We start from the raw sequence: 13009 nt of genomic DNA on the forward strand, positions 1-13009 counted from the left end.
TTGAGGCAAGCAACGATGACAGAACGCGTTCAAGTTGGCGGCATCCAGATCGCCAAGAATCTGTACGATTTCGTAAATAACGAAGCGATCCCGGGCACCGGTGTTGACGCTGACAAATTCTGGGCCGAGTTTGACAAGATTGTGAACGAACTGGCTCCGCGCAACCGCGAATTGCTGGCCAAGCGTGATGCCCTTCAGGAAAAGATGGATGCCTGGAACCGTGACCACAAGGGCCAGAAGCTGGACATGGCCGAGTACAAGGCGTTCCTGAAAGAGATCGGTTACCTGGTCGATGAGCCCGCCGATTTCAAAATCTCTACTGCCAACGTAGATCCGGAAATCGCCACCATGGCCGGCCCACAGCTGGTTGTGCCGGTTATGAACGCCCGTTTCGCCCTGAACGCTGCCAATGCACGCTGGGGCAGCCTGTACGATGCCCTCTACGGCACCGATGCCATCTCTGAAGAAAACGGTGCCGACAAAGGCCGCGGTTACAACCCGGTTCGCGGTGCCAAGGTTATCGAGTGGGCCCGCAACCTGCTGGACGGCTCTGCGCCTCTGGCTTCCGGTAGCCATAAAGACGCTGCCAAGTACTACATCGATGGCGGCAAGCTGGCGGTGAAACTGCAGAATGGCGAAGTCACCGGCCTGAAAGACGAAGCCGGCTTTGTTGGCTACACCGGTGCCGCCGATGCCCCCACTGGTGTGCTGCTGGTGAAGAACGGCATGCACTTTGAAATCCAGATCGATGCCAGCCATCCGATCGGCAAAGACGACGGTGCCAACGTCAAAGACGTGCTGATGGAATCTGCCCTGACTACCATCATGGACTGCGAAGACTCCGTTGCGGCGGTAGACGCAGACGACAAGGTGGTAGCCTACAAGAACTGGCTCGGCCTGATGAAAGGTGACCTGGAAGAGTCCTTCGAGAAGGGCGGCCAGATGATGACTCGCCGCATGAATGGCGACCGCACCTATACTGGCGCCGATGGCAGCGAACTGACCCTGAAGGGCCGGAGTCTGCTGTTCGTTCGCAACGTTGGCCACCTGATGACCAACCCGGCCATCCTGCTGAAAGACGGTAACGAGATTCCGGAAGGCCTGATGGACGGCCTGGTCACTTCCCTGATCGCCATTCACGATCTGAAGGCTGATGGCAAGTTCCAGAACAGCACCAAAGGTTCTGTGTACATTGTTAAGCCCAAGCAGCATGGTCCGGAAGAGGTGGCGTTCACCAACGAATTCTTCGGTCGTGTTGAAGATGCGCTTGGCCTGCCGCGCTTTACCCTGAAAGTGGGCATTATGGATGAAGAGCGCCGTACCACGGTGAACCTGAAAGCCTGTATCCACGCTGCCAAAGATCGCACCGTGTTCATCAACACCGGCTTCCTGGACCGCACCGGCGACGAGATTCACACCTCCATGGAGCTGGGTCCGTTCATCCGTAAGGGCCCGATGAAGCTGGCTACCTGGATCAACGCCTACGAGCAGTGGAACGTAGACATCGGCCTGGAAGCGGGTTTGTCTGGCGTTGCCCAGATTGGTAAGGGTATGTGGGCCATGCCTGACCTGATGGCCGGCATGCTGGAGGCCAAAATCGGCCATCCGAAATCCGGCGCCAACACCGCCTGGGTTCCGTCGCCGACGGCCGCTACCTTGCACGCCACCCACTACCACCAGGTGAACGTGTTTGATGTGCAAAAGGAACTGGCCAACCGTCAGCGTGCGTCTCTGGACGACATCCTGACCGTTCCGGTGATGGACGATCCGTCGTCACTGAGCGCCGAAGATATCCAGCAGGAACTGGACAACAACGCCCAGGGTATCCTTGGCTACGTTGTACGCTGGATTGATCAGGGTGTGGGCTGCTCCAAAGTGCCGGATATCAACGATGTCGGCCTGATGGAAGACCGTGCGACCCTGCGCATCTCCTCTCAGCTGCTGTGCAACTGGCTGTACCACGGCATCTGCTCCGAAGAGCAGATCATGGAGACCATGAAGCGTATGGCCGCCGTAGTAGACAAGCAGAACGCCGGTGATCCTGCTTATCGCAACATGGCCCCGAACTTTGACGACAGCATCGCCTTCCAGGCGGCTGTGGATCTGGTTCTGAAAGGCCGTGAGCAGCCGGCTGGTTACACTGAGCCGCTTCTGCACGCCTACCGCCAGAAGGCCAAGGCCAAGTACGGGCAGTAATCTGCTCCGTGTTAAAAAAAACCCGCTTCGGCGGGTTTTTTTGGGTCTGACCCCCTGGGGTCTGTCCCCGCATGGGGACTGACCCATTTTGGAACCATGGGTTCTAGCTTTGGCATTGGGGTCTGTCCCCGAACGGGGACTGACCCATTTTGGACCATGGGCTCTAGCTTGAGGGCAAGGACGGGCAAAGGTGGGTCAGTCCCCTTTGGGGACAGACCCTTGGGGGACTGACCCATTTTGGGCCCATGGGCTCTAGCTGCGGGGCAAGGACGGGCAAAAGTGGGTCAGTCCCCGTTCGGGGACAGACCCCTGTGAAGCACATCCGCCGCGTAGAGGGTGTTCTCCAGCAGGGTGGCGATGGTCATGGGGCCTACGCCGCCGGGTACCGGGGTGATGTAGGCGGCGCGGTCGGCGGCTGCGGCGAAGTCTACGTCGCCGCAGAGTTTGCCGTCGTCCATGCGGTTGATGCCTACATCAATCACGGTAGCGCCGGGTTTTACCCACTCGCCTTTGATAATGCCTGGCTTGCCGACGGCGGCAATCAGGATATCGGCCTCGCCCACAAACTTCTCCAGATTGTCGGTGAACCGGTGGCATACGGTGGTGGTGGCGCCTTTCAGCAGCAGTTCCATGCTCATCGGGCGGCCTACGATGTTTGAAGCGCCGACAATGACCGCGTGCTGGCCTTTGTAAGGAGTACCAATGGAGTCGAGTAGGGTGATCACGCCGGCCGGTGTGCAGGGTCGCAGGCTGGGTTTGCGCTGCATCAGGCGGCCGATGTTGTAGGGGTGAAAACCGTCCACATCTTTGTCTGGGCGGATTTTTACCAGAATCGGGTCGGCGTCCAGGTGTGAGGGTAGGGGGAGCTGAACCAGGATGCCATCGACGGCGGGGTTCTCATTCAACTCATCAATCAGTGCTTCCAGGGCTGCCTGAGGGGTGTCTTCGGGCAAGTCATAGGACAGCGACAGAATGCCCGCTTCATCACAGGCTTTTCGCTTGTTGCCTACGTACACGTGGGAGGCGGGGTCGTTGCCCACCAGAACCACTGCCAGGCCGGGTGCTCTCAGGCCTTTGTTTTTTCGGGCCTGTACGCCCGCAGCAACCTGTTGCCGAACCTGGGCAGCGATCTCTTTTCCGTTAATCAGTTTGGCGCTCATGTTTCCGTCTTGTCGGTTGGGCATGAATAGAGAAGAAGTGAAGGGCGGGCATTGTCTCATGCTTCGGCATCTACGCCAATGCGCTGAACAGGGTCGCAGACAATGCGCCCGGGGAACTTTTTGTGCCTGTCCGGGTCTTCTTAACCAACGTTATCTCTATGATTTTTGAAATCGTTGTTGACGGATGCCTCAGCCGCCGGTAATATGCGCGCCAACTTTGCTGAGGCACTTGTTGTTCAGTCGAAACGGGGTATAGCGCAGTCTGGTAGCGCGCCTGCTTTGGGAGCAGGATGTCGGGAGTTCGAATCTCTCTACCCCGACCATTTTCTGGATATTCAGGTGGGCGAACGGTCAAGCGCCCGTAGCTCAGCTGGATAGAGCATCCGCCTTCTAAGCGGATGGTCGCAGGTTCGAGTCCTGCCGGGCGCGCCATCAAGTCGTGAGTCCGGACCGGATCGCCAAACCAGCAAAGTTGAAGCAAGCAGTTGAGTGCCAAAGGCACCTCCCTGATGTGGTGGACGTAGCTCAGTTGGTAGAGCTCAGGATTGTGACTCCTGCGGTCGAGGGTTCGAACCCCTTCGTCCACCCCACTTTTCCCCTTGTTTGTTTTTCTGCCTGTCTGTACGGCGTTGGGTCGTTTCGGTACAGTGCCAGATACGCGAGAGTGGCGGAATTGGTAGACGCACTGGATTTAGGTTCCAGCGGGGCAACCCGTGAGAGTTCGAGTCTCTCCTCTCGCACCACCCTTTCTTTTTTCGGTAATGCCCCCATTTTTGTCTATGTCGGTTGTGGCGCTGGTCTCAAAGCGATATTCAGCCTTACCGGGTGATTCTCTCGGTGGGGTAAATCGTGATAAACTACCGGCTTTTAATTTTGCGTCCCTTTCGGGCTCGTCGCTTTGAACAGGGTTTTGTCTTAATTTTCATTCACCTACAGAATCTGTAATTTGAGGAACTTCCATGCAAGTGTCTGTTGAAACGACCTCTAACATCGAGCGTCGCATGACGATTGGTGTGCCCGCCCAGGAAATCGATCAGGCGGTTCAGAAACGCCTGCAGGAAACTGCCCGCTCCGTACGCCTGAACGGTTTCCGTCCTGGCAAGGTGCCCATGAGCGTGGTCAAGCGTCGTTTCGGTGACAGCGTTCGCCAGGAAGTGGTTGGCGAGGCCATGCGCGACCATTACATCAAGGCACTGCAGGAGCAGGATATCAACCCGGCTGGCTGGCCGAAGTTCGAGCCGAAAACCATGGAAGAGGGCAAAGACCTCGAGTTCGTAGCCATCTTCGAAGTGCTGCCTGACATCGAGCTGGGCGACCTGTCCAAGGTTGAGGTAGAGAAGCCGGTTGCTGAAGTAACCGACAAAGACATCGATACCATGATTGACAACCTGCGTCGTCAGCAGGCCACCATGAAAGAAGTCAAGCGCAAGTCCAAGAACAAAGATGTTCTGACCATCGACTTCAAAGGCTTCATTGACGGCGAAGAGTTTGAAGGCGGTGCCGCTGAGGGCCATCGTCTGACCTTGGGTTCTGGTCAGATGATCCCCGGCTTCGAAAAAGCCATTGTTGGTGGTAAGGCCGGTGAAGATCTGGAAATCGAAGTGGAGTTCCCCGAGGACTACCACAACGAAGACCTGGCTGGTAAGCCTGCCAAGTTCGAGATCAAGATCCACAAGGTAGAAGAGCCGCAGCTGCCGGAACTGGACCAGGAGTTCTTCAAGAAGTTCGGTATTGAAGCCGAAGACGAAGCGAACTTCCGTGAAGAAGTGAAGAAAAACATGGAGCGCGAGCTCAAGCAGGCGGTGTCCAACAAGGTCAAGAACGACGTTGTTGACGGACTGCTGGAAACCACCGAACTGGAGATTCCGGCTGCCCTGGTGGATCAGGAAATTGATCGCCTGCGTCAGGATGCCGTTCAGCGTTTCGGCGGCCAGGTTGACTTCCAGCAACTGCCCAAGGAAATATTCGAAGAGCAGGCCAAGCGCCGCGTGAAGACTGGTCTGTTGTTCCAGGAAGTGGTCAAGAAGAACGACCTGAAGGCCGAGCCGGCCCAGGTAGATGAAAAGATCCAGGAGATCGCATCTACGTATGAACAGCCTGAAGAGGTTGTTGCGCACTTCACCAACAACCCGGACCAGAAGGCTCAGATCGAGTCGTCTGTTCTGGAAGATGCCGTGGTCGACTATGTGCTTGGTCAGGCCAAGGTGAAAGAGAAGAAAATGAAGTACGAAGAAGCGGTTCAGGCCGGTCAGCCCCAGCGCTGATGGCCCCGGGCCTGGCCCGGAGTCGCTTTCTGGAAACAGCCGGCGTGTCCGGCTGTTTTCATCTGGGCTCACTGGTGGCAGAGTATAAGGGTATCCTGACGATAACTTCCGGATATCCTGCCACAGGAGTCCATGCCCATTGTCCATAAGGAGTTCAGGCGCACATGACGCAGAAACCGTTTGATGGCCCTACAATGATAACCAACGCCGGTCTGGTGCCGATCGTAATTGAACAGACGGCACGCGGAGAGCGTTCCTTTGATATCTATTCCCGGCTGCTCAAGGAACGGGTGATTTTTCTGGTTGGCCCGGTCGAAGACCACATGGCAAACCTGGTCGTTGCTCAGCTGCTGTTCCTGGAATCCGAAAATCCGGACAAGGACATCCACCTTTATATCAACAGCCCAGGCGGCTCTGTGACTGCCGGTATGTCCATCTACGACACCATGCAGTTTGTAAAGCCGGATGTTGCCACCTTGTGTATCGGCCAGGCGGCCAGCATGGGCGCCTTCCTGCTGTCAGGGGGCACCAAGGGTAAACGGGCGTGCCTGCCGAATTCCCGGGTGATGATTCATCAGCCGCTGGGTGGTTACCAGGGGCAGGCGACGGATATTGAGATTCATACTCGCGAAATCCTGAAGATTCGCCATACCCTCAACACCTTGCTGGCGGAACATACCGGCCAGGATCTGGAGACCATCGCGCGCGACACTGACCGCGACAATTTCATGGATCCGCAGCAGGCGAAAGAGTACGGGTTGATCGATACAATACTTGATAAGCGCGTACCGAATAAATAATACTGAAAGTCATCGCATCATCCCTGGTCGGCGTATTGTTTGATTGCGCCGACCAACGAAGAACAGAGGTATTTCAATGGCAGATGAAAGAAACGGCAGAGGCGACGATAACGGCAAGTTGCTGTACTGCTCGTTTTGTGGAAAGAGCCAGCATGAAGTCCGTAAGCTCATTGCAGGGCCCTCGGTGTTCATCTGCGACGAGTGCGTTGACCTGTGCAACGACATTATTCGCGAAGAGATTCAGGAAAACGCCCAGGAAGAGGCCAGCGATCGTCTTCCCACGCCGGCGGAAATCCGCGAGACCCTGAACGAATATGTGATTGGCCAGGATCGCGCCAAAGTTGTGTTGTCTGTCGCGGTTTACAACCACTACAAGCGTCTGCGCTATGGCGAAGGCAAAAGCGACGTTGAGCTGGGCAAGAGTAACATCTTGCTGATCGGTCCGACCGGGAGTGGCAAGACCCTGCTGGCCGAGACGCTGGCCCGGATGCTGAATGTGCCGTTTACCATTGCAGACGCCACCACGCTCACCGAAGCCGGTTATGTGGGTGAAGATGTCGAGAATATCATCCAGAAGCTGCTGCAGAAGTGTGACTACGATGTAGAAAAGGCGCAGCGCGGCATTGTCTATATCGACGAAATCGACAAAATTTCCCGCAAATCCGATAACCCCTCAATCACCCGTGATGTGTCGGGTGAGGGTGTGCAGCAAGCGCTCCTGAAACTGATCGAGGGTACGGTCGCGTCTGTGCCGCCCCAGGGTGGTCGTAAGCATCCGCAGCAGGAGTTTCTGCAGGTAGACACCACCAACATGCTGTTTATTTGCGGTGGCGCTTTTGCCGGCCTGGAGAAAGTGATTCAGGAGCGTTCGGAGCGCAGTTCCATAGGCTTTTCCGCAACGGTGAAGAGCCAGGACGACAGCAAGAATACCGGTGACATCATCCGTGATGTCGAAACCGAGGATCTTGTGAAATTTGGTCTGATTCCGGAGTTTGTTGGCCGTTTGCCGGTGGTTGCTACGCTGACAGAGCTGGATGAACAAGCCCTGGTGCAAATCCTCACCGAGCCCAAGAACGCGCTGACCAAGCAATATCAGAAGCTGTTTGACATGGAAGGCGTGGAGCTGGACTTCCGGGAAGACGCGCTGCGTGCGGTAGCGCGCAAGGCCATGGAGCGCAAAACCGGTGCCCGGGGCCTCCGTTCAATCATGGAAGCCACACTGCTGGATACCATGTATCAGATCCCATCTGAACATGATGTTTCCAAGGTGGTGATTGATGCCAGCGTCATCAGTGGTGACTCTGAGCCGTTCAAGATCTACGCAAGCAGTGACCATGCCAAAGCGGTACCCGAGGACTGACTCAGTTCTGTGGGTATTTGGCAGTGCATTGAAAAGGGGCGGCTATCGCCCCTTTTTCGTTTGCCCGGCGAAGCCGGCAAACCCGGCCATCTGAAAGAAGGTGGCGTCACCCCGACTGAGGGGAAGACAATCCGACTGGCAAGGGCGCCACTGGCCAACGGTGGGGTCTGAAGGAAGCCATAGGAAGTTAACGGTACACAACGCAAGTGAACCTGCTTCGGCAGGTCAGGTGGGCCAGCGTGCGAAATAACGCGACGCCCGATACTCAGTCAGACCTGGGCTGTGTTTGAGGGTGGCATCGTTAACAGGGAGCCGGTGCAGTAACCGGGGAAGCCTGACACCGAATCCGGCGTTGTCGGAGGCTGTGGCGCAAGGTGAAAGCCGAGGCCGCAGTTGGTGCGAGGTGGCAGATGAAGCCGTAGTAGTGAGGAAGTTCCGGCCTGAGAAGCCTGGTAACAGCGTGGAGGATAAAACCGGAATGACCGCTGACGGAGGTTCAGCGGACCGGTCAGGGTCAAAAGCTCTGATCGGATGCGAAGGGCGGAAGTCATTAACGAGAATGACGGACGACGAGTGAGAGGTGGACGCTGTGTTCACAAGCTGCCCGACGGGGCAGGGACGTGCACTGGGGTACTGCGGGAACGCAGTGGCTCTGGTGTTCTCCGAACAAGGGAGTAGAGCGATACCGTGGCGGCAGATTGCCTGAGCGCTAGCACCCGGGCGGATCGCTTGAAACACACCGGCAGCCAAGCCAACCCTCGAAGCCGTCATCGCGGAGATGAGCAGGCATGAGGAAATACTACAGTCTGTACGGGCAATTGCTGTCAAAACAGCGCCTGTATGAAGCCTTCAGACACATCAAACGCAACAAGGGCGCGGCCGGAATCGATGGGCAGAGCCTGAGTGGGTTTGAGGCGAATCTGGAGGTGGAGCTGTCGTGCCTGTTGCTCGAGCTGAAGGAAAAGCGCTATCGGGCGCAGCCAGTCAGACGCGTAGCCATCGCCAAGGATGACGGCGGTGAGCGTCTGCTGGGCATTCCGACGGTTCGGGACCGGGTTGTGCAACAGGCGCTGCGCCGTATTATCGAACCGATCTTCGAGCCGGATTTCCACCCGTCGAGTTACGGGTATCGTCCGGGACGCAGTGGTCACCACGCCATCGGCAAGGCGGAGTTGTTTATCCGCCGATACCGGCGTGACTGGGTTGTGGACATGGACCTGTCGAAATGCTTCGACACGCTCAACCATGACCTGATCATCCGCCAGTTCCGCCAACGGATCACGGACGGCAGTGTCCTGTCACTGCTGCGCCAGTTCCTGGAAAGTGGCGTGATGGTGGGATACCACCTCGAAGAGACGGAACTGGGAAGCCCTCAGGGTGGCGTGATCAGTCCGCTGATCGCAAACGCCTACCTGGACGCCTTCGACCAGTTCATGAAAGCGCGGGGGCACCGGATCGTCCGCTACGCGGACGACATCCTGATCCTGTGCGGCTCACGAGCGGGCGCGGAGAATGCGTTACGGGTGGCCCAACGCTATCTGGAAGAAGAGCTGAAGCTGACGGTGAACGTCACCAAGACCCACATCGCCCACAGCGATGAGGGGGTAAAGTTCCTGGGCGTGGTGATCTACACGAACTACACCCGCATCCAGGACAAGAAGGTGGTGAAACTCAAGCAGAAGCTGAAAGCGCTGACAAAGCGTAACCGGGGCATCGGGCTTGCGGCGATTATCCGCGAGCTGAATCCGGTGCTACGGGGCTTTGCCAACTACTTCCGGGTGGCGAACTGCGCGAGGGTGCTGAAGCAGGTGATGAGTTGGTTAAGGCGGCGCCTGCGCTGCATCCAGCTCAAGCAGTGGAAAAAGCCGAGTCGGCTGCATCGGAGGCTGAAACAGCTAGGTTACCAACCCCCGTTCCGGCATATCAAGATGCAAAGCTGGCGCAACGCGGCGTCCCCACTGGCCAGTCTGGCCCTGCCCAACACCTACCTGCACAATGACCTGAAGTTGATAGATCTTGCGAAGGTTAAAACCGGCATCACTGTCCCCGAGTTCGGGGTAAGTTAATGGCATGAGCCGTATACGTGGCCCGTATGTACGGTTCTGGGAGAGGGATGAGGCGGTAACGCCTCACCCTACTCGCTATGACAGCTGAATGCTGTTCCTGCCCATCGGTTCCTTTCGTAAAAAGATTGCAATTTTCGCCGCCGCCCCAATGATGGGTGATATGCTGAATAAAATGCTGTCAGAGGATTCCCTATGACCCGTATATCTGAAGAAACCGTGCAAGACTACCCACTGCTCCCGCTGCGGGACGTCGTGGTGTTTCCGCACATGGTGGTCCCGTTGTTTGTGGGCCGGGAGAAGTCCATCCAGGCACTGGAAGCCGCGATGGAGGGCAGCAAGGAAATCCTTCTGGTCGCCCAGAAAGACGCCTCAACCGATGAGCCTGGTGCAGTGGATGTGTTCTCGATGGGGACTCTGGCCACCGTACTGCAGATGCTTCGTCTGCCGGATGGTACCGTCAAGGTGCTGGTTGAGGGCAATGCCAGGGCCAGCATTACCGATATTTCCGAGGGTGATTTCCTGTCAGGACAGGCCATTCTGATGGAAGAAGAGTCTTTACCTGAGCGCGAAGAGGATGTGCTCACCAAGACCCTGATGGACGAGTTCGAAAAGTATGTGAAGCTGTCCAAGAAGGTGCCGTCAGAGGTTTCCAATGCCTTGACGGGTATTCAGGAGCTGGAGCGCCTGGTGGATACCATGGCGGCCCATCTTGAAATGCGCATTCCCGAGAAGCAGGAATTGCTGGAGGCGCTGGACGTTCGCAAGCGTGTTGACCTGCTGCTGGGCAAACTGGACGGTGAGATCGACCTGATTGAGGTGGAAAAGCGCATCCGCGGCCGCGTCAAGAAACAGATGGAGCGGAGCCAGCGCGAGTATTACCTGAACGAGCAGATGAAGGCCATCCAGAAAGAGATGGGCAATCTGGGCGAAGGCAATAACGACTTCGAAGAACTCGAGCAGAAGCTTGAGGAAGCCGGCCTGCCGGAAGAGGCGCGCAAGAAAACCGAAACAGAACTCAACAAACTGAAGATGATGTCACCCATGTCGGCGGAAGCCACCGTTGTGCGGGGTTACATCGACTGGATGCTGGCGGTGCCCTGGAAAAAACGCAGCCGCGTGCGTCACGATCTGGAGAAGGCCCGAGAGATCCTGGATAAGGACCACTACGGCCTGGACGAGGTGAAGAAGCGCATCCTTGAGTACCTGGCAGTGCAAAGCCGTGTGAAGAAGGTCAAGGGGCCTGTGCTTTGCCTGGTTGGGCCTCCCGGCGTCGGCAAGACGTCGCTTGGGCAGTCCATCGCTAAGGCGACTAACCGCAAGTATACCCGGATGGCTCTGGGCGGCGTTCGGGATGAGGCAGAGATTCGCGGGCATCGGAAAACCTATATTGGCGCTCTGCCGGGTAAGCTGCTGCAGAAGCTGTCCAAGGTTGGAGTAAAGAACCCGCTGTTCCTGTTCGATGAAATCGACAAGATGGGTATGGACCACCGGGGTGATCCGGCGTCAGCCTTGCTTGAGGTGCTGGACCCTGAGCAGAATCACACCTTTAACGATCATTACCTGGAGGTGGATTACGACCTCTCGGACGTGATGTTCGTGTGTACCTCCAACTCCATGGATATTCCGCCGGCCCTGCTGGACCGGATGGAGATCATCCGGATTCCGGGCTACACCGAGGAAGAAAAGGTCAATATTGCTCTGCGCTACCTGTTGCCCAAGCAGATCAAGGCAAACGGCTTGCGCAAGGACGAACTGAAGATTCCCGAAGCGACACTCCGTGACCTGATCCGCTACTACACCCGTGAGGCGGGTGTGCGCGGCCTGGAGCGGGAAATCGCCAAGATCTGCCGGAAAGTGGTCAGGGAGCACGTAGAGGCCAACGACAAGGCCTCTGTGACCCTCTCGCCCGAGATGCTGGAGGACTACTCCGGCGTCAAGAAATTCAAGTATGGTCTGGCGGAAGAGAAGAACGAGATTGGTCAGGTGACCGGGCTTGCCTGGACCCAGGTGGGTGGCGAGTTGTTGACCATCGAATGTGCTCTGACCCCAGGTAAAGGTCGAGTGGTCAAGACCGGTTCATTGGGGGACGTCATGCAGGAGTCGATTCAGACGGCCCTGACGGTGGTTCGCAGCCGGGCTTCTGGCCTTGGCATTGCCGATGATTTTCATGAAAAACACGATCTCCACGTGCACGTACCTGAGGGTGCAACGCCAAAAGATGGTCCCAGTGCCGGTATTGGTATGTGCACAGCGCTGGTGTCTGCACTGACCAAAATTCCGGTTCGGGCCGAGGTGGCCATGACCGGTGAGATTACCCTCCGGGGCAAGGTTTTGGCGATTGGTGGGCTCAAGGAGAAGCTGCTGGCAGCCCATCGGGGGGGCATCAAGACCGTCATTATCCCGGATGAAAATGTTAGGGATCTCAAGGAGATACCAGAGAATATAAAAGAGTCTCTGGAGATCCGCCCGGTGAAGTGGATCGATGAGGTTCTGGACATTGCACTGGCTTACCAGCCGGAGCCGCGCACGGCTGATTCGGCAAAAGAGGGAGCCTCGTCGAAAGCCGGAGATGATGCCGGCGATGCTGCCGAGCGCATAAATACACATTAAACACCCGATGAGTTGTTGACATGCCTGAGAGCCCGTTGGTATAACTGTTTCGCCGTGAAGCAGCCAATACCAAGGGCTCCCGCGCAGTAAGTGCCTATTCCGAACACCGGTGTACTACCGAAAGGAATAAGAAAACTGAAGAATGGAATTCTCCGACCGCATATGCGATAGTCGGGAACGTCCTCGAAAAACAAACCGACCTATAACATCTTCAACCTGAAATCGAAGGGGTTTAGTGTGAACAAGTCCGAACTTATCGATGCAATTGCAGAGTCCGCAGATATCTCCAAAGCTGCAGCTGGCCGTGCGCTGGATGCCATGACCAACTCCATCACTGGAGCACTGAAGAAAGGCGATCAGGTTACCCTGATCGGCTTCGGTACCTTTTCTGTGAAAGAGCGCGCTGCCCGTACCGGCCGCAACCCGCAGACTGGCGCTGAAATCAAGATTCCGGCCTCTAAAGTGCCTGGATTCAAAGCAGGCAAGGCCCTGAAAGACGCCGTTAAGTAAAGGCTCTTTCTTTGGCAGCTTTCGCTTGCGAAAGCTGCCGCAA

8 protein-coding genes and 4 tRNA genes are annotated in these 13009 nt (G+C 56.7%); 11 read left to right on the forward strand and 1 reads right to left on the reverse strand.

All coding sequences use genetic code 11. The features are described 5' to 3' along the window. The first annotated feature begins 15 nt into the window (after nucleotides 1-15). Nucleotides 16-2196: a malate synthase G gene (locus ASQ50_RS19640; RefSeq protein WP_058090432.1), complete on the forward strand. Its 2181-nt coding sequence runs from the start codon at nucleotides 16-18 to the stop codon at nucleotides 2194-2196. Between the two features lie 284 nt (nucleotides 2197-2480). Here ASQ50_RS19640 and folD read toward each other — a convergent pair whose 3' ends face one another. After that, nucleotides 2481-3356 carry a bifunctional methylenetetrahydrofolate dehydrogenase/methenyltetrahydrofolate cyclohydrolase FolD gene (gene folD / locus ASQ50_RS19645; protein WP_058090433.1) on the reverse strand — a complete coding sequence of 292 codons (876 nt, stop codon included), beginning with the start codon at nucleotides 3354-3356 and terminating at the stop codon, nucleotides 2481-2483. Between the two features lie 246 nt (nucleotides 3357-3602). Here folD and ASQ50_RS19650 point away from each other — a divergent pair. From ASQ50_RS19650 to ASQ50_RS19695, 10 genes are all read left to right on the forward strand, one after another. Next, nucleotides 3603-3679 (forward strand) — tRNA-Pro (locus ASQ50_RS19650). A gap of 32 nt (nucleotides 3680-3711) precedes the next feature. Further along, nucleotides 3712-3788 (forward strand) — tRNA-Arg (locus tag ASQ50_RS19655). Nucleotides 3789-3870: 82 nt separating this feature from the next. Continuing rightward, nucleotides 3871-3946, forward strand: a tRNA-His gene (locus ASQ50_RS19660). A 68-nt stretch (nucleotides 3947-4014) separates the two neighbouring features. Beyond that, nucleotides 4015-4099 (forward strand) — tRNA-Leu (locus tag ASQ50_RS19665). A 216-nt stretch (nucleotides 4100-4315) separates the two neighbouring features. Continuing rightward, nucleotides 4316-5620, forward strand: a complete 1305-nt coding sequence (tig, locus tag ASQ50_RS19670; RefSeq protein ID WP_058090434.1) for a trigger factor — start codon at nucleotides 4316-4318, stop codon at nucleotides 5618-5620. 164 nt (nucleotides 5621-5784) lie between these two features. Continuing rightward, complete coding sequence (gene clpP / locus ASQ50_RS19675) at nucleotides 5785-6420, forward strand: ATP-dependent Clp endopeptidase proteolytic subunit ClpP (RefSeq protein ID WP_058090435.1); 636 nt, start codon at nucleotides 5785-5787, stop codon at nucleotides 6418-6420. 76 nt (nucleotides 6421-6496) lie between these two features. Further along, nucleotides 6497-7780: an ATP-dependent Clp protease ATP-binding subunit ClpX gene (gene clpX / locus ASQ50_RS19680; RefSeq protein WP_058090436.1), complete on the forward strand. Its 1284-nt coding sequence runs from the start codon at nucleotides 6497-6499 to the stop codon at nucleotides 7778-7780. Nucleotides 7781-8568: 788 nt separating this feature from the next. Further along, nucleotides 8569-9846, forward strand: a complete 1278-nt coding sequence (gene ltrA / locus ASQ50_RS19685; RefSeq protein WP_068351537.1) for a group II intron reverse transcriptase/maturase — start codon at nucleotides 8569-8571, stop codon at nucleotides 9844-9846. 192 nt (nucleotides 9847-10038) lie between these two features. Continuing rightward, nucleotides 10039-12456: an endopeptidase La gene (gene lon, locus ASQ50_RS19690; protein ID WP_058089489.1), complete on the forward strand. Its 2418-nt coding sequence runs from the start codon at nucleotides 10039-10041 to the stop codon at nucleotides 12454-12456. Nucleotides 12457-12693: 237 nt separating this feature from the next. Beyond that, the gene (locus ASQ50_RS19695; RefSeq protein ID WP_008174603.1) at nucleotides 12694-12966 is read left to right on the forward strand and encodes an HU family DNA-binding protein; all 273 of its coding nucleotides are present in this window, start codon (nucleotides 12694-12696) and stop codon (nucleotides 12964-12966) included. Nucleotides 12967-13009 lie beyond the last annotated feature (43 nt).

Source organism: Marinobacter sp. LQ44 (assembly GCF_001447155.2).
Classification (GTDB): Bacteria; Pseudomonadota; Gammaproteobacteria; order Pseudomonadales; family Oleiphilaceae; genus Marinobacter.

Bases quoted from the DNA above. Each gene is read 5' to 3' on its own strand.
- clpX (WP_058090436.1), top strand. From the start codon at position 6,497: ATGGCAGATGAAAGAAACGGCAGAGGCGACGATAACGGCAAGTTGCTG.
- folD (WP_058090433.1), bottom strand. From the start codon at position 3,356: ATGAGCGCCAAACTGATTAACGGAAAAGAGATCGCTGCCCAGGTTCGG.
- clpP (WP_058090435.1), top strand. From the start codon at position 5,785: ATGACGCAGAAACCGTTTGATGGCCCTACAATGATAACCAACGCCGGT.
- tig (WP_058090434.1), top strand. From the start codon at position 4,316: ATGCAAGTGTCTGTTGAAACGACCTCTAACATCGAGCGTCGCATGACG.
- ltrA (WP_068351537.1), top strand. From the start codon at position 8,569: ATGAGGAAATACTACAGTCTGTACGGGCAATTGCTGTCAAAACAGCGC.
- ASQ50_RS19640 (WP_058090432.1), top strand. From the start codon at position 16: ATGACAGAACGCGTTCAAGTTGGCGGCATCCAGATCGCCAAGAATCTG.
- lon (WP_058089489.1), top strand. From the start codon at position 10,039: ATGACCCGTATATCTGAAGAAACCGTGCAAGACTACCCACTGCTCCCG.